19 protein-coding genes are annotated in these 20,769 nt (G+C 62.5%); 13 read left to right on the top strand and 6 right to left on the bottom strand.

From position 1 onward, the window contains the following. Together VEK15_07655 and VEK15_07660 are read right to left on the bottom strand one after the other, a co-directional pair. Window positions 1-1,217 (bottom strand): hypothetical protein (locus tag VEK15_07655; GenBank protein ID HXV60551.1); only part of this gene is annotated, 1,217 nt, incomplete at its 3' end. Window positions 1,218-1,260: 43 nt separating this feature from the next. Continuing rightward, entirely contained in the window at window positions 1,261-3,636 is a 2,376-nt protein-coding gene (locus tag VEK15_07660; GenBank protein ID HXV60552.1) for a protein kinase, read from the bottom strand. Between the two features lie 317 nt (window positions 3,637-3,953). On the opposite strand from VEK15_07660, the gene VEK15_07665 reads away from it, so the two are divergent. The 5 genes from VEK15_07665 to VEK15_07685 all read left to right on the top strand — a co-directional run bounded on the left by VEK15_07665 (window position 3,954) and on the right by VEK15_07685 (window position 8,586). After that, window positions 3,954-4,892 (top strand): hypothetical protein, encoded by a 939-nt coding sequence (locus VEK15_07665; GenBank protein HXV60553.1) that lies wholly within the window; start codon window positions 3,954-3,956, stop codon window positions 4,890-4,892. Between the two features lie 146 nt (window positions 4,893-5,038). Then, entirely contained in the window at window positions 5,039-6,037 is a 999-nt protein-coding gene (locus VEK15_07670) for a VWA domain-containing protein (GenBank protein HXV60554.1), read from the top strand. A gap of 16 nt (window positions 6,038-6,053) precedes the next feature. Beyond that, a complete protein-coding gene (locus VEK15_07675; protein ID HXV60555.1) occupies window positions 6,054-6,722 on the top strand; it encodes an OmpA family protein in 669 nt (222 codons plus the stop codon). Window positions 6,723-7,081: 359 nt separating this feature from the next. Next, window positions 7,082-7,675 carry a sigma-70 family RNA polymerase sigma factor gene (locus VEK15_07680; protein ID HXV60556.1) on the top strand — a complete coding sequence of 198 codons (594 nt, stop codon included), beginning with the start codon at window positions 7,082-7,084 and terminating at the stop codon, window positions 7,673-7,675. A 2-nt stretch (window positions 7,676-7,677) separates the two neighbouring features. Beyond that, window positions 7,678-8,586, top strand: coding sequence for a zf-HC2 domain-containing protein (locus VEK15_07685; GenBank protein ID HXV60557.1), 909 nt, complete (start codon window positions 7,678-7,680; stop codon window positions 8,584-8,586). On the opposite strand, the gene VEK15_07690 is transcribed toward VEK15_07685, so the two are convergent. The 3 genes from VEK15_07690 to VEK15_07700 are packed head-to-tail and all read right to left on the bottom strand — an operon-like array spanning window position 8,569 to window position 11,303. After that, entirely contained in the window at window positions 8,569-9,591 is a 1,023-nt protein-coding gene (locus tag VEK15_07690) for an IPT/TIG domain-containing protein (protein HXV60558.1), read from the bottom strand. The two genes, VEK15_07685 and VEK15_07690, sit on opposite strands and share 18 nt — an antisense overlap. A gap of 34 nt (window positions 9,592-9,625) precedes the next feature. After that, a complete protein-coding gene (locus tag VEK15_07695) occupies window positions 9,626-10,747 on the bottom strand; it encodes a DUF4388 domain-containing protein (GenBank protein HXV60559.1) in 1,122 nt (373 codons plus the stop codon). A gap of 37 nt (window positions 10,748-10,784) precedes the next feature. Continuing rightward, a complete protein-coding gene (locus tag VEK15_07700; protein ID HXV60560.1) occupies window positions 10,785-11,303 on the bottom strand; it encodes an HNH endonuclease in 519 nt (172 codons plus the stop codon). 195 nt (window positions 11,304-11,498) lie between these two features. On the opposite strand from VEK15_07700, the gene VEK15_07705 reads away from it, so the two are divergent. Beyond that, window positions 11,499-11,930, top strand: a complete 432-nt coding sequence (locus tag VEK15_07705) for a TIGR00725 family protein (GenBank protein HXV60561.1) — start codon at window positions 11,499-11,501, stop codon at window positions 11,928-11,930. 55 nt (window positions 11,931-11,985) lie between these two features. Here VEK15_07705 and VEK15_07710 read toward each other — a convergent pair whose 3' ends face one another. Continuing rightward, the gene (locus tag VEK15_07710) at window positions 11,986-12,354 is read right to left on the bottom strand and encodes a PilZ domain-containing protein (GenBank protein ID HXV60562.1); all 369 of its coding nucleotides are present in this window, start codon (window positions 12,352-12,354) and stop codon (window positions 11,986-11,988) included. 240 nt (window positions 12,355-12,594) lie between these two features. Here VEK15_07710 and VEK15_07715 point away from each other — a divergent pair, with 240 nt between their 5' ends. The 7 genes from VEK15_07715 to VEK15_07745 are packed head-to-tail and all read left to right on the top strand — an operon-like array spanning window position 12,595 to window position 20,764. Continuing rightward, complete coding sequence (locus VEK15_07715) at window positions 12,595-13,380, top strand: ABC transporter permease (GenBank protein HXV60563.1); 786 nt, start codon at window positions 12,595-12,597, stop codon at window positions 13,378-13,380. Next, entirely contained in the window at window positions 13,377-14,708 is a 1,332-nt protein-coding gene (locus tag VEK15_07720) for an ABC transporter ATP-binding protein (protein ID HXV60564.1), read from the top strand. The genes VEK15_07715 and VEK15_07720 overlap by 4 nt, the downstream gene beginning before the upstream one ends. Further along, entirely contained in the window at window positions 14,705-15,193 is a 489-nt protein-coding gene (gene rfaE2 / locus VEK15_07725) for a D-glycero-beta-D-manno-heptose 1-phosphate adenylyltransferase (protein ID HXV60565.1), read from the top strand. Before VEK15_07720 ends, rfaE2 begins: the two co-directional genes overlap by 4 nt. Window positions 15,194-15,195: 2 nt before the next feature. Beyond that, complete coding sequence (gene mfd / locus VEK15_07730) at window positions 15,196-18,564, top strand: transcription-repair coupling factor (protein HXV60566.1); 3,369 nt, start codon at window positions 15,196-15,198, stop codon at window positions 18,562-18,564. A 6-nt stretch (window positions 18,565-18,570) separates the two neighbouring features. Then, a complete protein-coding gene (locus VEK15_07735; protein HXV60567.1) occupies window positions 18,571-19,527 on the top strand; it encodes a peptidylprolyl isomerase in 957 nt (318 codons plus the stop codon). Next, window positions 19,524-20,492, top strand: coding sequence for a peptidyl-prolyl cis-trans isomerase (locus tag VEK15_07740; GenBank protein HXV60568.1), 969 nt, complete (start codon window positions 19,524-19,526; stop codon window positions 20,490-20,492). Before VEK15_07735 ends, VEK15_07740 begins: the two co-directional genes overlap by 4 nt. An 8-nt stretch (window positions 20,493-20,500) precedes the next feature. Next, window positions 20,501-20,764: an RNA-binding S4 domain-containing protein gene (locus VEK15_07745; GenBank protein ID HXV60569.1), complete on the top strand. Its 264-nt coding sequence runs from the start codon at window positions 20,501-20,503 to the stop codon at window positions 20,762-20,764. Window positions 20,765-20,769 lie beyond the last annotated feature (5 nt).

Below are 20,769 nucleotides of genomic sequence, written 5' to 3' on the forward strand. Positions count from 1 at the left end.
TCCACCACGTTCAGCTTGAACCCGACCGCGCCGCTCAAGAGGTTGTAGGACTCGTTTCGGAACTCGACGGTGGGAAACACCGTCTGGCCATCGAGCGCCCGAAACTCGGCGGTGAAGAGACGGGGCGCATCGATCAGGTAGTTCCCCAGGATGTCGATGACGAAGGTAAACCGTTGGCTCACACCGAAATCCGCCCCGAGGACGTACGTGACCTGATCGGGCAGATCCGCGGATTCCCCGGTCTGGGGATTCCCGCCGAGAACGCTCGAGCCGTTCCAGAGGTAGCCCACATTGAGATGAGGCGAAAAGGCTCGCGCGGAGCGGGAGAGCACCAGAAAGGGCCGAACGCCCGGCGCGCCCACGCCGAGCAAGTTCTCTTCGTCGCCCGTGGGGACCCGGACGTCGAGACCGAGCGCCGCGCCACCCGCCATCCGTCCTTTGAGCCGCAAGGTGAGATCGCCGATCCCGCTCGCGCTACCGAACGCGGTGAAGGTCCTTTGCGCTCCCACGTCGTCCTCCGACGTCCGGAAGAAATGGACCTCGGGGTTGGTCGTCCCGATTCGGCGGACCGTCGCCGCCGAGACCACCGTAAGATCGGTGCTCACGATGGGGATGGCGAGCGAGAGGTCGAGACGGTCGGTCAGGCCGTAGCTGATGAACGAGGTGAACTGGTTCACCCGGGCATCGATGGAGTTCGAGGTCGTCACGAGGTCCTCGCGTCCACCGCGTAGAAAGGCGTCGTCATGCGTGAAGACGGCCGGGACGTTGTTGACGTCGAGACCCTCGATGGTGTCGAACGTGAAGTTCTGGAACGTGAATCCGAAGCTGAAGCGTCCGCCGCCGATGGTCTCGGCGCGCTCGGAGAGAATGGGACCGAAGCTCTGGCTCGTGCGCTGGAAGACTCCCAGAGAGGAGTCGAATTCATAGGTAAAACCGGAAGCCGGTGATGGGAGCGGCACCGCGGCGAGCTGGCTCGTCAGCGCGACACCGAACTGCGTGAACTCTTCCTGAAAGGCAGAGTTGAAGTGGGCCGAGTGGGTTGCCCCGCTCGGGAGCACCGCGAGACTGTCGACGACGAGTCCGCCAGATCCGTAGAGCTGGGTGAAGATCGTGGAGAGCTTGTCCACGGGGACCGCGACGTTGAAGGGCTCTTGCGCATGGACGAGACCGCTCGCGAGAAGGAGCGTCAGAAGGATCAGAGGCACTGGTTTTCGCATTGGTGACACCTATTTGGGTTCGGTCGGGTTGAAGTTGGGATGCTTACGATATGGAAACGATGGTCCACCGGTCGCCGGTCTTCGAGAGCACGAATCGCTGCTGGCGCTCGTTTCCGTTCTCGGAACGGCCCCGTACGACGAACGTGTCTCGCCGACTCACCGTGACGGTGGCCATGTCTCCTTCGATGACGATGGACGCAATAGCGATCTCGATGGCTTGAGAGTCCACCTGAGTGAAGGAGTCCCTTAGACCCTTCTCTTCGTCGGCGGTCAAGTTGGGTTTGACTTGTCGGAACAGGTCGAGGTTCTTGGACTCGATCGCCCGTTCGTAATTCGCCAGCACCTGCCGAATGGCACTCTCCTCCTGCTCGCGGGTCGGTGTGGCGGTCGTGGATACCGGTGGAGGAGGCGGCGCGGGTTGTGGCCTTGCCTCCGCTCGCCGGGCTTCCTCTCGGGCTTTCGCGGCCTCTTCTTCCGCGAGCTCTCGCCGGGCACGCTCCAGATAGGCCACCGCTCCCTCGAACGAGCGCGTCGCGCCCTCGAGGTCGCCCTGATTTGCCAGGCGCTTGGCCAACTGCTCTTCTGACATCGCCCGCTGGTAGGACGGTTGTCGATCCAGACCCGGCGAGGTCGCCTGTCGTCGGGCTTGATTCCAGGACGCTTCCGCTTGCCTCAGCTCGGTTTCGAGCTTGCCCTTCGACGCGGCCGCCTCTTCGGCCGCGCGATTCGCTTGAACTTGTCTCTGTGCCTCGGCCTGCCGATGCGCGGACCGGGACTGGTCGAACTGGTCTCGAGCCTCATGGTAGAGCTGCGTGGCATGTGTGTATTGCCCCGAGTTGAACTCCGAGGTGGCTTGCTCGCGAATCCGGTCGGCCCGAGCGTATTCGGGCCGCGAGCCCGCGCCCGCGGAGGATGCCGCCGAGCGAGCGCTCTCCATGGCGGTCCGCGCGGTATCCGCCTGCCGTTGAAAGTGCTCGTTGAGCTGGCCCGCGAGCTCGGTCGCGAGCGGATGGGCGGGGTCGAGCTCGAGCACCCGCGCCAGAGCGTCGGCGGCTCGAGCGGAGTCACCCTGTTCGAGCGCCGAGCGCGCTTCGGCGACCGACGCCTCGACCTCGGCGAGCAGCCGCTCGGCTTCCGCCTGAACCTCCAGAGCGTCGGCGTCGCCAGGCAAGCTGGCGAGTATCTCTTCGGCCTGCGCGAGGGCCCCGGCATAGTCTTTTTGCTCGAGGCTTCGGCGCATGAGCTGTCGCTGGCTTTCACTCAGGGCCCGACTGAGCTCCTCGACTTGCTCCGCGGAGTCCGAGCCCGACATCACGAAGTAGGCGCCGGCGGCTATCCCGACGAGCAGGACTGCACCGAGGGCATAGGCCACTAGAGGATTGGAGGAAGCGGCGCCGAAGGAGCCGCCCGTCGCCGCGGCGTCGCCGCGGCGAATCGTACCTCGGCTGCCCGAGGCGGAGACACTCGGTCCGGAACGGCTCGGAGCACTCTTTTCCGATCCGGCGGAGGATGTCGACCGCATCGACGTGGGGTCGGCGGCCGGGGTCAGAACCGTAGCTTCTGCCCGGGTCAACATCGTGGAATCGGCGTCCTTCCCCCTCATGACCTCGTTACGGACAACCCGCAGGTGCTCTCTCAGCTCGTTTGCGTCTCGGAAACGCCGCTCGGGGCTCTTGTCGAGCGCCCGATCCACCATCGATACGATCGGCTTGGGAAGATGGGTGTATTTCGATAGAGGCTCCCGTTCGCCCTGAACGACCTTGTACATCGTGGCGTGGATGGAGTCGGCTCCAAAGGGCTTCTTGCGCGTCAAGATCTCGTAAAAGACGGCGCCGAGCGAAAAGATATCGGAGCACGGCTCGACTTTCTGCCCCTGAACCTGCTCGGGCGACATGTAGTTCGGCGTACCCATGACCTGGCCGGTCTTCGTCATGTCGGACGAGGCTTCGTGGACCAGCCCGAAGTCCAGGATTTTCACCTGGCCGTTCTTGTTCACATAGATATTCGCCGGCTTGAGGTCACGATGGATGATGTCCTTGGAATGGGCGAAGCCGAGTCCGTCGGCGACCTGCTCCATGAAACTCAGAATCTGCTCCATCGTGAGCGGGACGCCGCTCTTGATGATCTCCTTAAGGTCCTGGCCCTCGAGCAGCTCCATGACCATATAGAGGCGACCCTCATCCTCGACGAAGTCATAGATCGTGACGATGTTGGGGTGGTTGAGCTGGGCAGCGTTTCGAGCTTCGCGTTTGAAGCGCTCGACGACGTCGGTTTGGGCGTCGAGCGTTTCGGCGATCACTTTGATGGCGACGTGACGATGGAGCACCGGGTCGTGGCCCTTGTAGACCTCTCCCATCGCACCTTTACCGAGCTTGCCTTGAATCTCGTACTTTCCCAGTTTCTTCGGAGCGGTTGTCATGACAGAGGATTCCCCGGCCGAGAGGACTGTACTAGTCTACCACGTGCCCGGCGGATGGTGGATTGTGGTTAGCAGGCTGATGAAAAAGTACAGTCCAGCCTGCGCGAGCGGAGCGAGCCCGGCGCAATCGTCCGCACTCGGGCTGCTTCGAGGGCATGAGATGTGAGCACGAAGTGCGAATAGTTGCCGCGCCGTAAGCAGCCCGAGCCGTGGCGGCGATCAATTACGGGTCCCGCCACGGCATTGAGCACGCTAGAGGTTGATGAAAACACAGAGAAACACGCAGCCGACCCCGCATCGGGTTATCCTACCGAGTCATGGCTCGAGCCTGTCCTGCGTGCAGCAGGCCCAACTCCGACACCGCCGAGCGCTGTCTGTACTGCTCCCGGTCGCTTCCGCCAAAAGCCGAGCACCAGGTGCCGGCGCCCGCTGCCATCGCGGCAGAGAGATTCCTGCTCATCCTCATACCCGCCGGAGAGCCGGGCGAGGAGAAACTACGAGAGTTTTCCCGCATCGCCGCGCTCGGCCTCTACGAAGCCCGCCTATGTCTTCTGGCGAAGCGACCTCGACTCTTCCGCATCCTTCCCAACGAGCAGAGGGCGCGGGAGCTCTCGGCATCGCTCGGCGCCGCCCGGGTTCCCCATTACCTCGCTTCCGAGCAAGCGGTCCTGTCGATGCCGGTCTCACGGGCCCGTCGGATCGATCTTCACGAACGTCACCTCACCATATCGCTTGCTCGAGAGCAGCCGTTGACCCTCCGCCACGAAGATTTGCTCCTCGTGGTGAGGGGTGAGATTCGGCGGGAGCGTCATCACGAGAAACGTCTGGGCAGTGCTCGTGGGGTAAGCCATCGCTTGAGCTCGGGGGAGCGTATCCACCTCTACGAGAGGGAGGCGAAGGTTGCCGTCGAGATCGAGCCAGAGGCGTTCGACTGGGATGTGCTCGGAGAAGAGCGAACCACGTCCGCGCTTCTGAATGTGGAGAGGTTCGTGTCGAGGATCGCGGCGAAGGCACCTTTCGCGGCCGTCGACCGTGGATTCGACGACGAGCCGGCCGTACTGGCCCGGGCACTCGAGGAGGGGGATCCGAGCCACGCTCTGATCGACGTGAACCGCGACTCGGTCGATGGCGTCCTTTTCGACAACGAGGCCCAGTTCCGCTTCTACGCTCGGTGGCGTTACCGAGTCGAGAGGTTCCTGTCGCCGCGCCCGGGCGATTCCCAGGTCGCCGACGGGAAACGGCTCGACTGCCGCTAGAGAGACCGGTAAGACTTACACTTCGAAGTAAATCTTTCTTTGGCGAAAGCTCTGAAGCGCTCGCCCCATTCTGCCTATCTCTATCGTATCGAGTAACTTGCGGGGTTCATGTCGAGCTGGCAACACTATTGCTATACAAGATGCTGATGCAGGATGCGGTGTGGAGTCTCAGCCTTTTGCTCAGTACATCGGCCGCACCTGCGTTCCCACAATCCTTCGAGGCCAACGTCGAACGGTTCCGATTCACGACCTCGGTGAACGCCGTCCACCTCAGCGTCACCGTCGTCAACAAGAAGGGGAAGCTCGTCACCAACCTCAAAGAGGAAGATTTTCGGGTCCTGGAAGACGAGCGAATCCAGGCGGTGTCGTACTTTTCTCGAGGCGTCGACGCTCCCGTGGACTTCGTGATCCTCGTAGACGCCAGCGGTAGCATGGACGTCACCGCCAAGTCCGCCAACGCGAGGAACGCCGCGGTCCAGCTCATTCACGGCCTCGGGCCCGAGGACCGCGTGTCCGTATATGCCTTCGATCGCGATCTCTACCGGGTGACCGATTTCACGCAGAGCAAGGAAGACGCGATCGGCGCTCTCACCCGGCTCGAGCCCTTCGGCTCGACCGCCCTTTACGACGCCGTCGCGACCCTCTCGGAGGTCGTCGTGCACGAGGGGTTCGGCCGCCGGGCCATCGTGGTGCTGACCGATGGGGTCGATACCTCGAGCGAGACCTCCGTCGAGGCGGCGGTCGCTAAGGCCAAAGGGGTGGATCTTCCCGTCTATGCGATTCGCGTTCTTTCGCCGGTCGACGATCCGGGAAACGACCTGTTTCTCGGCGTGCACGGTGCGTCTTTTCGTGGAGAGGACTCCTTGCGGCAGTTCACCTCCGAGACCGGTGGAGCCACATTCGAGGGCAGCCAGTGGGGACAGCTCGTCCTCGCTTCGGCGCGGATTCGCGAAGAGCTCAAAACGCAGTACCGTATCGGATACGTCCCCGACAACCCGAGAACCGACGGCGGCTTCCGCCGTATTCAAGTTTCGACGCGCCGACGTGGTGTCGAGGTTCGCACTCGGCAAGGTTATTACCCCAGAGAGTCGGAATCAGGACCCCAGCCGTCCAGCGCGTCGAGTCCCAACCGCTCGCCGCAATAATCTAGGAGGTCCGCTAATGGAGCTAAAGGAAAAGAAGACGACCTGGCTCGGTGCTGCGCTTTGTATCGGCATCATCGGTTCGGGTTGTGCCACGAAGAAGTACGTGGGTAAGGAAGTCGGCGCCGTCAACCAGAAGGTCGAGAGCCTGAGCGAGTCCGTCGAGAGAAACCAAGAGCGTATCGGGCGAAACGAGGAAGAAATCGCGCGACAGGGTGGTGAGATTCAGCGTGTCGACGCCAAGGCTGACGAAGCGGGTCAGCTCGCCGCATCGGCCCACGACGAGGCCGAGAAAGCGTTCCAGGAAGCCGAGCGCGCGATGAAGGGCAAGCTTCTCTATGAAGTGACGCTCTCTAACGACAAAGTCAGCTTTGCGTTCAACACGTCTGAGCTCTCACCCGATGCCCAGATGCTCGTCGACGAGCTTGCCGAGAAGGTGAAGGCCGACAATCGAGGACTCTGGATCGAGATCGAAGGCCATACCGACGCCACCGGCGACCCCAGCTACAACAAGGCCCTGGGCCTGAAGCGTGCCGAAGCGGTACGGGACTATCTGTACCAGGCGCATGGTCTTCCCCTTCACCGGATCTCGGTGTACAGCTTCGGTGAGGAACAGCCGGTCTCCGACAACGCGAATCGCGAGGGTCGCTCGAGGAACCGGCGCGTGGTGATCAAGGTTTTGGAATAGTTCGCCCTAATTTGACGAGACTCCCAACCAGCTCGGCAAAACGGGCAAAATGGGAGCCCGGCAGGTCCCTTCTCCGGCGCGCGGGGACCTGCCGGGGAAACTCTTTTCCGAAGCCTATCATCGTTCCCCGCCTCGATCGACTGCGAATGTTCTGACCCCCGGAGCTCGATTGCCATCGGCTCGAGTCCCGCTCGCGCGCCTCACATCGTTCCGCTTGCTGACAAACGTGGGCATTCCCGCGGCGGCAGGAGCACAACCCCCGAAGGAGTGCCCCCGAAGTTCGCGGCGGATCGGTACAATGGAGCATTCGCCGGAATAAATCGCTCTCGAGGGCGGTAACCGTTCCAGGGAGGAGAGGCTTGGAAGGCCTAGCCTATTCCCAGCGCCGGCACGAGCCGCTCGGGCCGGAAAACGAGCTGGTGGTGCGCGCGCGCGCAGGAGACAGGGATGCGTTTGCCGAGATCGTGCGATCGTACCAGACGCGGGTGTACGCCGTGGCGATGCGAATGACCCGTCGTCACGACGTCGCCGATGACATCGCTCAGGATACCTTCGTGCGTGCCTACCGCCACCTCGATCGCTTCGAGCTCGGTCGCCCCCTCGGGCCATGGCTCAAGAAAATCGCGGTCAACCTCTCCATCAACTATTTGAACGCTTCCGCACGAAGAGAAGAGACCTGCGACGCCGAGGCCTTTCCCGACGGCACCTTCGAGCCCGAGCCCCGCGAGCCGGACGCGTTCGAGCAGCTGCGCTCCCAGGAGTTTGCCGAAGCACTCGAGCGAGCGGTGGCGAGCCTTCCCGTCGAGCAGCAGTGCGTCTTTCGTCTGAAGGTCGTCGAGGGCATGCGCTACGAAGAGATCGCCACCGCCCTCAACCTGTCGGCGGGGACGGTGATGTCTCGCCTGTCACGTGCGCGAGCGAGGTTGAAAGTCTTGCTGAAGGAGCATCTATAGACATGGATTGCAGCGAAGCCGCCCCGCTCATCGAGAAAATGGTCGACGGCGAAGCGAACGCAAGGGAGCGGTTCGAGGCCGAGGGCCACATCGAGCGGTGCGAGCCATGTCGAGCCTACAAGGAGTTTCTCGAGCGAGTCGCCACCGCGGCGAGGGCGGCGCCTTCTGCCAGCCCGCCCGACAGCTATTGGGATGCCTTTCCACGGAGGGTGATGGACCGCATCGATGCGGACCCTTCGCGCCGATCGATCGTCTCCTCGGGAGTCATGCGGTGGGCCGCTCTCGCCGCCACAGTGGTCGTGGCCATCGCCATAAGTTTCTACGTCGCATCCCAGGGTGATCTCGGACCAGCTCCGGTCGAGCTCGAGCCGCCACCGGCGTCGGAAACGATTGTCTCCGATGATACCGTCGCTACGGCCGTCCCCAGTGAGGCCGAAGCGACCGGAGAGACCGAGCTCCGCCAGAAGGCCGCTGCGCCGCCTCCCATGGCTCGCGACGAAGCGGCGTCCGCTCCGGAGACTCTCGCCCACCTCGACCGAGAGCTCGAGGAGGTGGATCGTCCGAGTCCGGGCTCGCCAGCCGAGCCCCCGGCCGACGCCAACGTGAAGGCGATGGAGATGACGGCTGCGCCCCAGCCGATGCTCGTTGCCGAAGCGGACGTCGGGCGGGCATCGCGCGCGCGGCAAGCGCGCGATTGCGAACCTTTGCGAGATCGTCTGAGAGAGCTCGTAGGAGCCGGGCTCATTGAAGGGCGCTATCAGCTCGCGCTTTGCTCGCTCGAACGCTACCAGGCCGACCCGAGCAGTGAGTTTCGCGAGATCGCAATCCGTGACGTCGAGTCTTTCCTCGACGTCGAGACCGAAGGCACGCGCGCATCCGCGCTCCGCGAGGCCCTAACCCGGATTCAGTAGGCCCGTGACTCCCAGCTCGAGCTGGAAGAGCGAGCTGGCCCCGGCCAGGAGCACGCCGCCCGCGTTGTCGAAGGCGAGACCCACTAGCGAGGGCGCGGCGATGACGCGCTCGACGCGGTTTCCTTCCGCCGCGACTCGGTACACTCCACTGTCGCCGATGAGCCCGTCGGCGACGTACAAGTTGCCGTCGCCGTCGAGAGCGATGCCCTGAGGCCGTCCGAACCCGGAAGCGAAGATCGAAACCTCGCCGTCGGGGGAGATCCGGTAGATGGGATCCGTGGTGGCGAGGCTCGGTGCGCTAACGAGGAGGTTCCCGTCGCGGTCGAACGCCATGTGATAGGCCGCGACCGAGGGCTCCAAATGACAGAACGAGCGAGGCTCCCCGTTCGGCTCGACCCGGAAGACGGTTCCCCGTCGATCGCCCACATAGAGAATTCCGTCGCGGTCGAACGCCAAGCCGGTGGCGATTCCGAGCTCGTCGGCCACCGGCTCGGCTACGTGATTCATCCCCACGCGGTAGACGATGCCCTCGTGTCGGCTCGAGACGTAGAGATGGTCATCCGGCCCCCACGCCAGCCCCGTTGCGTTGACGATGCCGTCGGCGAAAGGCTCGACATCGCCGTCCTCACTGATGCGAAACACGGACACGGGTACTTTATCTCCTCGGCTGCCGCTCAATGTGACGTAGAGGAAGCCCGAGGGGTCGAACACCGGATTGGCGACCGGCTGGAGATCGTTGGCAAAGGTCGAAGCGATCGAGACTCGAAACGGATTCGTTGGCGCGCCCGATATGCTCACGTGAACTTCGGGGAGCGCTCCTTCGGGCACCACGGCGGTGATCTGCGCCTCCGATACGCGGCAAACCAGGGCCCGTCGGTCTCCGAAATAGACTTGATGCTCGTGAGCCCGGCTCGGATCGAAGCCAGAGCCGAGAATGGCAATGCGTCCGCCGGGAACGGCATGGAGTGGCGCTACCCCACGAACCTCAGGTGTTGCGGACTTCACCCGGTCGCCATCATAACATGCCGCTCGGACGAGCTCAGCTCGGCTGTTCGAGCTCGATCAAACCATCGTCCACGAGTCGTTTGAAGATCCCGAGCACTTCCCGCTCGTGCAGGGGACATATCTTCGTGATCGAGCCGATATCCCATTCGCCGTTGACTCGGGAGAGGACGAATCCAGCGTGTGGATCGAGGTCCATGTTGCTGATCGAGGCGAGAGGTACCTTGAGCCGGGGAACGGCTTCCCGCGGAACTCCGGAAAAGGCCTCGAAGTCTTCCTCGACCCGTCGAATCTTTTGAAGGAATAGCCGGGCATACTTGTTCTGAGGATCGCCCGCGAGGGCGGCCAAGAAATACTCGCGCGACCTGTCGTACTCACCGGCGTGGAAACAATCCACGCCCTGCTTGAGCTTCTCGCGGAGCTCGGTCAGTTGCTGAGCGTAGTCGATCTCCTCGGGCGCATCGCTCACCGTGATGAGCCCCTTCTCATAGAGCTCGAGCAAGCACGACGCCGCATAGAACTCCACCGAGTGGAGCTCGAGGGAAATCTCCGCCAGGTTCTTGCCCTGCTCGACGAACTGAAGCAAACGCCGATCTTCGTCACTCAAGTCTTTGGCAGCGTCCCGGGCTGCCCTCTCGACCTGAAACGTCGTCAGGCGCGATGGAAAGACCTCGTGAATGCGCTCCCACTCGTCACTGCGGCGAGCCCCTTCGAGAATGACGCCGGTCAGCTCCAGAGGCACAAAAACCGGAATGCGTTCCGGAAGCTTTCCCTCCTCGAACTCGAAGTTTCCTTCCTTCCAGAGGAATGAATCGTAGATGGACTCCTCCGTCTTGACCCGCAGAAGCTCTTCGAGCTCGCGCTCTTCGATGGTGCCCGAGGCGATCAGAATCTGGCCGAGAGGCTTGTCCGTCTGATCCTGCTCGATGAGCGCGGTGAACAGCTCCTCTTCGGTGATCTGTCCCGAGCGGATGAGAAACTGCCCGAGAGTCTCACGGGGACTCGTCGAGGTCGAAGAGAACAGGCGGCCGTCTCTGAAGAAGAGTTGTTTTTCGATCGGACCTCTCGTCAGCCGGAGCGTGCCCGTCTTGAGGTTGCTGCCGCACCATTGCAGCAGATCTCCGAGCTGCATGGTGGAAAGGCTCCCCGAAAGGCTCATCGAAGAAGAAGCGTCGGTTGCGATCTCGCCGTCCCCGCTACTCGGTCCAGGCGAGGTAGTCTCGCCAGCTTGCGGGCACGTCGGGAAGACCGTAGGTGATGACGTGCGCGGGAAGATAGGCAGGTCGTCTCGGCTTCCGGACGAGCATGAGGCCCGCCTCGCTCGGCAATTTGCCTCCTTTTCGCCGATTGCACTGGATGCAACAGGTGACGATGTTCTCCCACTCCTTGCGCCCACCTCGGGAGGCGGGGATGACGTGGTCGAAGGTGAGTTGCGACGCGGTAAAACGCCGAGAACAGTATTGGCATCGATATCGGTCGCGCAGGTAAATATTCTGGCGCGAGAAGGGAACTCGATGAAACCGTCGTGCCACTCCAACTCGGCGCAGCAGTCTGAGCACCGACGGAAGCCGGAGCGAGATCGACACGCCGCGAACGTCGCGGTCGTAACAAGCTACGACTTCCACCTTCCCCTTCACCAGCATCACGATCGCTTTCTGCCACGTGATGACCCGCAGTGGCTCGTAGGTGGCGTTGAGAAGGAGGCTACGTGGCACGGAACAGCTCCTCGGGAATCTCGCGGCGAGACGGACAAGAACCCGCATCGCAGCGGGTCACCGTCGAAGGTGCCCCGTAATCGCATTCTGAGACGGCTCGACTGGCTGGGATGACCCTCCAACAACCGGTTTTCGTATATGCTGCGCAAAACGGGAATGCTTGTCAAATCGCGGGCCCCCCGCAGGCAAATCGCCGTGGTGGGGGATTCGCGGCCCGACCGGAAGACGATCCTCATCGCCGAAGAGGTGGGCAGCAACATTGCTCTGTCGGGAGCGATCCTCGTTTGCGGCGGACTCGGCGGAGTCATGGAAGCGGCGGCTCGCGGGGCTCGGAAGGCGGGGGGCTTCACATTGGGCATCTTGCCGGGGAGCTCCCGGGAGGAGGCGAATCGTTACGTCGATTGCGCGGTCGCCACCGGCCTGGGAGAGCTGCGTAACTTCCTCATCGTTCGAACCGCCGACGCGGTCATTGGACTCGCGGGCCGCTATGGAACGCTATCGGAGATCGCCATGGCGCTGACCCTCGGAAAACCGGTCATCGGGCTGGGCACCTGGGAGATCGAGGGCGTCCGGAGCGCCCGTGACCCCGGCGAAGCCGTTCGAATGGCTTTGAAGAAGCAGGATTGAGGCGTTCGGCTTCATCGGCTGTCGAAAGACGGGCTCGACCGCGGGTCCCGTCAAACTAAAGATACTGCCGATAGATGGGGTTCGATTCGCAGTAGCTCAGAATCGTGCTGGTAATCAGGCGAACGTCCCCGACGTCGAGTCTCACGAAGCGCAGGCCGAAGCCTCGCGGAAGTCCATGAACCGGGTGCGTTTGCTTTCCCTGCAGCCACGCTACGAGTCCACCGAGCTCGAGCTCACGCGAATTCCCCGGCACGCGAAACGAAACCGTGACTTCCTCACCGATCTCGGGCTGCTGCTCGCTCATGACATAGACGCCGAGCAAGGATAGGTCGAGAACCATCGCCGCCGTCGCGCCGTTGGCTGTTCTCAGAGAACAACGTCGAACGAACGGAATACGTAATGTCGGCGTGAGACTTCCCGTCATCGGCCTTTCATCGGAATGGAGTTAGCGTAGCTTCTGCCACGACGAGGTGTCAACGTACCGGTGCCCCGAGCCTGCTCGGGCCGGAGCTTGGGGTATCCTTATCGCCACAAATGTCCACCTGCACCATCGAAGGCACCGAGAGCCTCGCGACCGCCATTTTCGCTGACTTCGCCCCCCTCCCGGGGCGGAGTCACCAGGGGCGACCGGTGGAGCCTCGCTAAAAGGAGAGCGCCGCCGTTCGTGCTCGATAATCTTCTCGCGCTCCCTCGCTATCGTGTGCTGATCGGAAGCCTCGTGGTACGGGAGCTCAAGGCCCGATACCGGGGGTCCGTTCTCGGATTCCTCTGGTCATTCATCAATCCGCTGCTTCAGCTTCTGATCTACTGGTTCGTCTTCAGTTACATCATGCCCGCCCGTGATGCCTACGGCATGTCGCCCTACGCGCTGTTTCTCTTCACCGGAATTCTGCCCTGGACCTGGTTCAGCTCCTCGGTCCTGGAGTCCTCCGCGGTTCTCATCGCAAGCGGCAACTTGATCAAGAAGATTCTCTTCCCCGCCGAGGTTCTTCCCATCGTCGTCGTGGTCTCGAACCTCGTCCATTTCCTGCTGGGACTTCCCATCCTCCTCGTGTTTCTCATCTACTACGGAAAGATCCAGTTGTCTCTCCTCGCGTTTCCCGCCGTGGTCCTGATCCAGTTCGTCTTCACCCTCGGCTTGTGCCTGTTTGTCTCCGCCCTTGCGGTGCACTTCCGCGACGTGCAAGCCATCATCGGCAACTTGATGATGCTCTGGTTCTTCGCCAGTCCGGTCATCTACTCGTATCTGTCGCTCTCTCCGTCGGTTCAACGCTTCTTGAACTACAATCCGATGACGCACGTCCTCGTCGGCTATCATCAGACCCTTTTCACCGGCTCGATTGGCCACTGGCCGTGGCTTCTATTCCTGGGCCCGGTATCGGTCGGGGTCTTTCTGGTGGGCTACTATTTCTTCGATCGCTTGAGAGAAACTTTCGCGGAAGAGGTATGAGCGTCGCAATCCGCGTTTCCGACCTCACCAAGGTCTACCAGCGCTACAGCCACAGGAAGCAGTTTCGCACCCTGAAGAGCGCCCTCTTGCGAGGTAACCTGGTGGACGAGCTCAGACCGGATCAGCGGTTCATCGCCTTGAGCGGCGTTACCTTCAACGTTCGCCAGGGTTCCACCTTCGCGGTCATCGGTCGAAACGGCTCGGGAAAGAGCACGTTGCTCAAGGTGATCGCCGGCATCTCCAAACCGACATCGGGCTCGGTGACGGTCAACGGACGGATTTCGGCGCTCATCGAGCTCGGCGCCGGCTTCCACCCCGAGATCACGGGACGGGAGAACGTATTCATCAACGGCATCATGCTGGGTCTCAGCAAACGGGAGATCCACGAGCGCTACGACGAGATCGTCGCGTTCGCCGAGCTCGAGGACTTCATCGAAGCTCCCGTCAAAACCTATTCCTCGGGCATGTACATGCGTCTCGGTTTCGCCGTTGCCGTGCACGTGAACCCCGACGTGCTTCTCATCGACGAGGTCCTCGCCGTCGGAGACGAGGCCTTCGTCCACAAATGCCTCGACAAGATCAGCGAGTTTCGTCGCCGGGGCAAGACGATTCTGCTCGTGACTCACAGCCTGGGACTGGTGGAAAAAATGGCTGACGAGGCCCTCTGGCTCGATGGCTCGCGGGCGCAGATGCGCGGCGATCCCAAGAAGGTCGTGGACGCCTATCTCGCCCGGGTCACGAGTCACGAAGAGCGGGAGCTCAGAGAGGCCGAGGCACGCACCATGGACGAGTTCGGTAGTCGTGAGGCCAAGGCCTCCGCCGAGCACGAGGCAAGCGAGGTCGAGCCCACCTCGGCTTTCGCGAGGGAGAAGGGGCGGTGGGGATCTCAGGAGATCGAGATACGAGAGGTCGCTCTCCTCGCCGAGGACGGCGAAGCAAAACACGTGTTCAAAACCGGCGACCCGCTGACCATCCGGCTCGGTCTGAGCTCGAGCGGGACGGTAGAGGATTTCGTCTTCGGGATCGCGATCTTCAACGCCGACGGCGTCTGCTGTTATGGAACGAATACTCATATCGAGGAGTTCACTCCGGTTTCGTTCTCGGGCGATGGCGAAGTGCGCTTCGTAATTCCCGAGCTTTCCCTCATCGAGGGCACCTACTTTCTCGATGTCGCTGCCCATCAGCGAGACGGTTATCCATTCGACTACCATCGCGCGCTCCACCGTTTCCGCGTTCGCTCGCGAACCAAGGACGTCGGTATCTACCGGCCCGGTCATCGATGGGAGTTCAAAGGGAACATCGTATTAAAGCCACCGAGCGTCCGATGAGTAAGGGCAGGATCCTCGGCCGGGAGGCAATGGTCGACGAGCGAAGCAAGTTGCGAGACCGAGGAGAATCGCTCGTCTTCACCAATGGATGTTTCGACCTCCTTCACGCGGGACACGTTCGCTATCTGGAGCGGGCCCGCGCCCTCGGCGATCGCCTCCTCGTTGCCGTAAACACCGACGAGACGGTCCGAGCGCTCAAAGGCGAAGGAAGACCGGTCACACCTCTGGCCGACCGAATGGAAGTCCTGGCGGCGCTTCGGGTCGTCGACTACGTCATCGCATTCGACGAGCGGACTCCGGCTTCCGTGATCGAAGAAATCCTCCCTGACGTTCTGGTGAAAGGTGGAGATTGGAGCCTGCCCCACATCGTGGGCCGTGACGTCGTGGAGGAGAGCGGCGGTCGCGTCGTGTCACTCCCGTTCGAGTCCGGCTACTCGACCACGAGCCTGCTCGAGCGGATCCGGTCGAGATTTCGTCCCGAGTAACGATGAGTGCCCTCCGTCGCGCCCTCGATGGATGGGCGCTCTTCGAAGGCATACAGCCCCCATGTCGCATCTCGGGGCTGATGGGGCCATCGCGCTCATTGGTAGCGGCCGCTCTCGCACTCGAGACCGAGGGGCCGGTTCTCGTCGTGGTTTGCGACGAGCGACGCTTGCAGCCCGCGGTGTCCGATCTCGGCGCCTTTCTCCGTGCTCTCGACGACGATCGGGAAGTGATTCCTCTTCCCGCTTTCGCCCTCGATCCCTACCGGGGGCTGTCGCCTCACCTGGAGGTGGTCTCGGCTCGGATCTCGGCGCTCGTCGCGCTCGCGGCCCGACAACGGGTGGCCGTCGTGGCGCCGGCGGCGGCTCTTCTCTATCGAACCGCCAGTCCCGATCTGATCCGGCAACGGGTCCTCACGATTCGACCCGGCGAGCGTTTCGAGCCGCTCACGCTCGAGCGTTGGCTCGCAGACAGCGGGTACCGCCGGGAAGATCCGGTGACGACCCCGGGTGATTTTGCGCGCCGAGGTGGCGTTCTCGACCTGTTCTCTCCGGACTCGCCCGAGCCGTACCGTCTGGAATTTCTCGACGACGAGATCGAGGAGATTCGGGCTTTCGACCCGGGGACACAGCGCACCACGAGGACGTTGGACGAAGCCAGGATTCTTCCGGGAAGTGAATGGCCGACCGGCGGAGAGGTGCGGGCGGAGCTTGCCACGCTGCTGGGAGACGGCATGGAGGTCGAGCAAGCCTTGTCCCGGCCGGGTGTCGGCCCGCTCCTTGCACGACTCGAGACGTTTCACGCGAGCGTTCTCGACTACCTCGGCGAAGGGCTGCTCATCGTCGAAGAACCGTCGGCGACCGCGCGTGGCGCCGAGGTCGAGTGGGAGCGGGTACTAAAGAGTTACGACAACGCGATGGGAGAGACCGTCTCGATGCTCGCACCTCCGGCCCGTCTGCTGGTCGACCTGGGCGAGCTCACCTCCCAGCTCGACGCTCGAGCCGTCAGTCTCGCGGAGATGGGTTTGTTCCACGAAGAGACTCACCACTTATCGACCCAGATACTGCCGTCGTTTCGAGGACGACTCCCGGATTTCGTCGAGGAGGTCAGACGCCGGGTCGAACGTTACGGACGGGCTCGCGTTTTCGTACCGAACGATGCCGTGGCCGACCGCTCGGTACAGCTGTTCCACGAAGCCGGACTCTCCGCGGGGCGCGAGCCCGCGGGCCACGTCGTTCTCGAGCTCGGCTCACTGTCGCAGAGCTTCGTGGTTCCCGAGCTGGACCTCGCCGTCTTCACCACCGCGGACGTATTTACCGAGCCGCCGCGCGCCGCCCCTCGCCGTCGCAAGAGGCTCGCGCAGTTCCTGTCGGATTTCCGCGATCTCAAGATCGGCGACTTCGTCGTGCACACCGAGCACGGGATCGGGGTCTTTGCCGGGCTCACGAAACTCGAGGAAGGTGGATCCACCGAGCTCGTCGTCCTGGAGTACCAGGGCGGCGACAAGTTGTACGTCCCGGTGGAGCGTCTCGACTTGTTGGAGAAGTACTCGAGCTCCGAGGGGAAGAAGCCGCGGGTCGACACCCTCGGGGGAACGGGTTGGGCACGGGTCAAGAAGCGGGTTCGCAAGTCGATGCGCGACATGGCCCAGGAGCTCCTGAGGCTCTATGCCGCGAGAAAGTCGTCCCCGGGACATGCGTTCTCTTCCGACGATGGCTGGATGCGCGAGTTCGAGCACCTTTTCGAGTTCGAGGAGACCCCGGATCAGCTCCAGGCGATCGAAGAGATCAAGCGCGACATGGAAGGGCCGTCACCGATGGATCGATTGCTGTGTGGGGACGTCGGCTACGGTAAGACCGAGGTCGCGATGCGAGCCGCCTTCAAGGCGGTCTCCGATGGCAAGCAGGTTGCGGTCCTGGTTCCGACGACGGTACTCGCCTTTCAGCACATGACGACGTTCTCCGAGCGCTTCGCCGCGTTTCCGGTGAAGGTGGCGATGCTTTCGCGATTCAAGAGCAGAACCGAACAGAAGCAGATCGTCGCGGATCTCGCCGAGGGGAAGATTGACGTCATCATCGGGACCCACCGACTTCTCTCCAAGGACGTGCGCTTCGCCGACCTGGGCCTTCTCGTTATCGATGAGGAGCAGCGTTTTGGGGTGGCTCACAAAGAGCGATTGAAGAAGCTTCGGGAAGGGATCGATTCCCTTGCGATGACGGCGACACCAATCCCTCGGACGCTCCATATGTCCCTATCGGGCATCCGCGATCTCTCCGTCATCGAGACCCCTCCAAAGGATCGCATGGCGATCCAGACCCACATCACCCGACTCGATTCCACGGTCATCGCCGAGGCGCTTCGCTACGAGCTCGGACGAGGAGGACAGGTGTACTTCGTCCACAATCGGGTCGGCTCCATCTACGCGACCGCCAACTATATTTTGAGGCTCGTGCCCGAGGCGCGGGTCGCCGTGGCCCATGGGCAGATGAGAGAGGCCGAGCTCGAACGCGTCATGATGCGTTTCATCAATCAAGAGTTCGACGTGCTCGTCAGCACGACGATCATCGAGAACGGCCTCGACATCCCCCTCGTCAACACCCTGATCGTGAATCGGGCCGACCGCTTCGGCCTCTCACAGCTGTACCAGCTGAGGGGACGCGTGGGCCGGTCCAACCGCCGGGCCTATGCCTACCTCCTCATTCCCGACGAGGGACGTCTGACGCCCATCGCGCGACGAAGGCTCGCAGCCATTCGCGAGTTCTCCGAGCTCGGGGCGGGGTTTCGCATCGCCGCCCTGGATCTCGAGCTGCGCGGAGCGGGAAACCTGCTCGGGGGAGAGCAGCACGGTCACATCGAAGCCGTGGGCTTCGACCTCTACTGCAGGCTTCTCGATGAGACGGTTCGAGAGCTCGAGGGCGTCGAGCCGCCCCGAGTCCATCGCGCGAGCCTGAATCTAAAACTCGAGCTGCGAGTCCCCGAGGCATACGTAGCCGACGCCAACCAGAGAATGTCGATTTACAAAAGAACCTCCTCCGCCGAGAACGAGGAGGCGCTCGGGCGCATCGAAGAGGAAACCCGAGATCGCTTTGGTGCGCTGCCCGCGCCGGTCTCGCAGTTCTTCGAGTTTGCCCGGCTGTCGCTCCTTGCCGATGAGCTCGGCCTCGAAGGCGTCGAGCGAGAGCGCGGCCGGCTCACGTTCCGCCTGGGAGGAGACCTCGTTCGTGCCGCTGCGGCTCTCGAGGGAGGGTCGCTTCGCGTCGATGGCAACCAGGCGCTTCTGCGCCTGCCGTTCTCGGGGACGGGTCCCGAGGAGATATTGGGAGCGGTTCGTGATGTTTTGATTCGGCTCCGACGCTACTCTAAGATGACTTAGAAAGTCATGCGTTTCCTCGTCGGGTCGCTCGTGTGCCTGTTCTTCGCTTGCGAGTGGCAGATTCCCCGAGAAAAGGCGGTCGTTCTCGATGTGGCGGGAAGAACCGTCACCCTCGAAGAGCTCGAGAGCTTCGTGGGACTCTCGGTCCAACAGGACACTCAGGTGGTCTCGGACGATTTGATGGCGGCTTTTTTCGAGCAGATGATCGAAGAGCAGCTTCTCCTGAAAGCCGCCGATGATGCCGGAATCGTGCCCGACCGCGAGAAGGTCGCGAACAGGCTCGAGGCCTTGAGGCGACTCGAGCCCGCTCCCGCCGTCTCCTCTCACCTCGACGACGCCGCTCTTCAGGGCAACGTCGAGCGCCAGGCTCGCATCGAGCAGCTGGTCGAGACCAACGTTTTGTCGGCGCTGAGCGTCTCTGACGAGGAAGTCGCCGATTACTTCGCGGAGCACGCCGTGGACTTCGCCCGCCCGGAGACCGTCGACGTCTCGCAGATTCTCGTGGACGACGAGGAGCTCGCCACCGAGCTCCGCGGGAAGCTCTTGGGGGAACCATCGGCTTTCGAGGAGCTCGCCCGGCAGCACTCGATGGGGCCCGAAGCGATCGAGGGCGGCCATCTGGGCACTTTCTCACCAGGAGAGCTTCCTCCGAGCTTCGAGATCGAAATTTTTTCTCTCGCGCCCGGCAAGTTTTCGGATGTCGTCACCACGGATTTCGGATTTCACATTTTCCGAGTCAACGCAAGACGAGAGGCCGAAGCGCTCCTGCTCGACGACGTCGAGGACGTCATCCGGGTAGAGCTCCTTCGAGTCAAGAGCGACGAGGCGATGGAGCGATATCTCGCCGAGCTGAAGCGGAGATATCCCGTCAAGGTGTTTCACGAGAACTTGGGTTTCGCGTTCCTCCTGCCGGAAGAACTTCCGGATGACGAGGCAGACAACGCGAAAGGAGCGATGGAATGACGAGCTCGATTTGGACTCTCGGAGCTAGGCGCGCGCGAGCTTGGGGCACCCTCGTGCTTTGCCTCGTCGCCGGGCAGGCGATGGCTGAGACCGTGGAACGGATAGTGGCGAAGGTCAACGGACAGATCATCACCCTGACCGAGCTCGATGCTCAGATGCTCGAAGCCGTCGAGCAGATGGGCCCCGAAGCTACCCCCGACCAGATCGGCGAGCTCCGGCGCCAGGTGCTCGATCGCATGATCGACAACTTGCTCGTCCTCCAGGTCGCCGAGGATCGAGGGCTTCGCGTACCGTCGCGTTTCTTCGAGGAGTGGAAGAAGGGCGTGATGGAGCAAATGAAGATCGAGACCGAGGACGATCTGGTTCGTCAGGTAGAGCTGCAGGGCGGCAATATGGAGATGCTGCGGAAGCGATTCGAGGACGGACTCCTTCTCCAGGAGGTCCGCCGCATGGAGGTCGATAGCAAGGTTTCGGTCTCCGAGCCCGAGATCAACGAGCGCTACCAGCAAAACATCCATGATTACAGCGAGCCCGCCCGGGTACGGCTTCGCGAGATCGTCGTGCGCTTCGACGAGAGCAACGAGCTCGACAAGGGCGAGAAGATCCGGCGCATCCTTCAGGACGTGCAGCAGGGAGCGGACTTCGCCGAGATGGCCCGCCTCCATTCGGAGTCCGGCTCCGCCGAGGCAGGAGGGGACTTGGGGTTTTGGGACGAAGGCGACCTCACCGAGCCCCTCGGGAGCGCGGCCTTCAAACTGTCACCCGGCGAGGTGAGCGAGATCATCCGACTTCCAAGCGCCTTCTACATCATTCGCGTCGAGGAAAAGATCGAGGCGAAGACCAAGCCCCTCGAGGAGGTCCGGAGCGAAGTCGCTGACGCCGTCTTCCAGGAGAAGCTCGAGGCGCAGATGGAGCGCTATATCCGTCAGCTCCGAGAGCGTGCGATCATCGAGATCAAGCTCTGAACACTCCCTTGCGCCTCGACCTGTTCCTGAAGCGTTCGCGGCTCGTCAAGCGCCGATCGCTTGCCAAAGAGCTTTGCGACGAGGGCGTCGTGCGGCTGAATGGAAAGCCGGCGCGTGCCGGGCACAGTGTGGCCGAAGGCGATGAGCTCGTTTTGAATCTGCGCAATCGAAGGCTCGCGGTCACCGTCATTGCGCTCCCTGACAACGCTGCCAGCGCCGCTCGTCCGGGCGAGCTCTACGAGGTCGTGGCCGACGAGCGAGTCGAGGAGTGAACCGG

It is taken from the genome of Vicinamibacteria bacterium (genome assembly GCA_035620555.1).
GTDB lineage: Bacteria > Acidobacteriota > Vicinamibacteria > Marinacidobacterales > SMYC01 > DASPGQ01.

Excerpts from the sequence above, each read along its gene's own strand:
- VEK15_07660 (HXV60552.1), bottom strand. The coding sequence starts at position 3,636 with ATGACAACCGCTCCGAAGAAACTGGGAAAGTACGAGATTCAAGGCAAG.
- VEK15_07665 (HXV60553.1), top strand. The coding sequence starts at position 3,954 with ATGGCTCGAGCCTGTCCTGCGTGCAGCAGGCCCAACTCCGACACCGCC.
- VEK15_07670 (HXV60554.1), top strand. The coding sequence starts at position 5,039 with ATGCAGGATGCGGTGTGGAGTCTCAGCCTTTTGCTCAGTACATCGGCC.
- VEK15_07675 (HXV60555.1), top strand. The coding sequence starts at position 6,054 with ATGGAGCTAAAGGAAAAGAAGACGACCTGGCTCGGTGCTGCGCTTTGT.
- VEK15_07685 (HXV60557.1), top strand. The coding sequence starts at position 7,678 with ATGGATTGCAGCGAAGCCGCCCCGCTCATCGAGAAAATGGTCGACGGC.
- VEK15_07695 (HXV60559.1), bottom strand. The coding sequence starts at position 10,747 with ATGAGCCTTTCGGGGAGCCTTTCCACCATGCAGCTCGGAGATCTGCTG.
- VEK15_07710 (HXV60562.1), bottom strand. The coding sequence starts at position 12,354 with ATGACGGGAAGTCTCACGCCGACATTACGTATTCCGTTCGTTCGACGT.
- VEK15_07720 (HXV60564.1), top strand. The coding sequence starts at position 13,377 with ATGAGCGTCGCAATCCGCGTTTCCGACCTCACCAAGGTCTACCAGCGC.
- rfaE2 (HXV60565.1), top strand. The coding sequence starts at position 14,705 with ATGAGTAAGGGCAGGATCCTCGGCCGGGAGGCAATGGTCGACGAGCGA.
- mfd (HXV60566.1), top strand. The coding sequence starts at position 15,196 with ATGAGTGCCCTCCGTCGCGCCCTCGATGGATGGGCGCTCTTCGAAGGC.
- VEK15_07735 (HXV60567.1), top strand. The coding sequence starts at position 18,571 with ATGCGTTTCCTCGTCGGGTCGCTCGTGTGCCTGTTCTTCGCTTGCGAG.
- VEK15_07740 (HXV60568.1), top strand. The coding sequence starts at position 19,524 with ATGACGAGCTCGATTTGGACTCTCGGAGCTAGGCGCGCGCGAGCTTGG.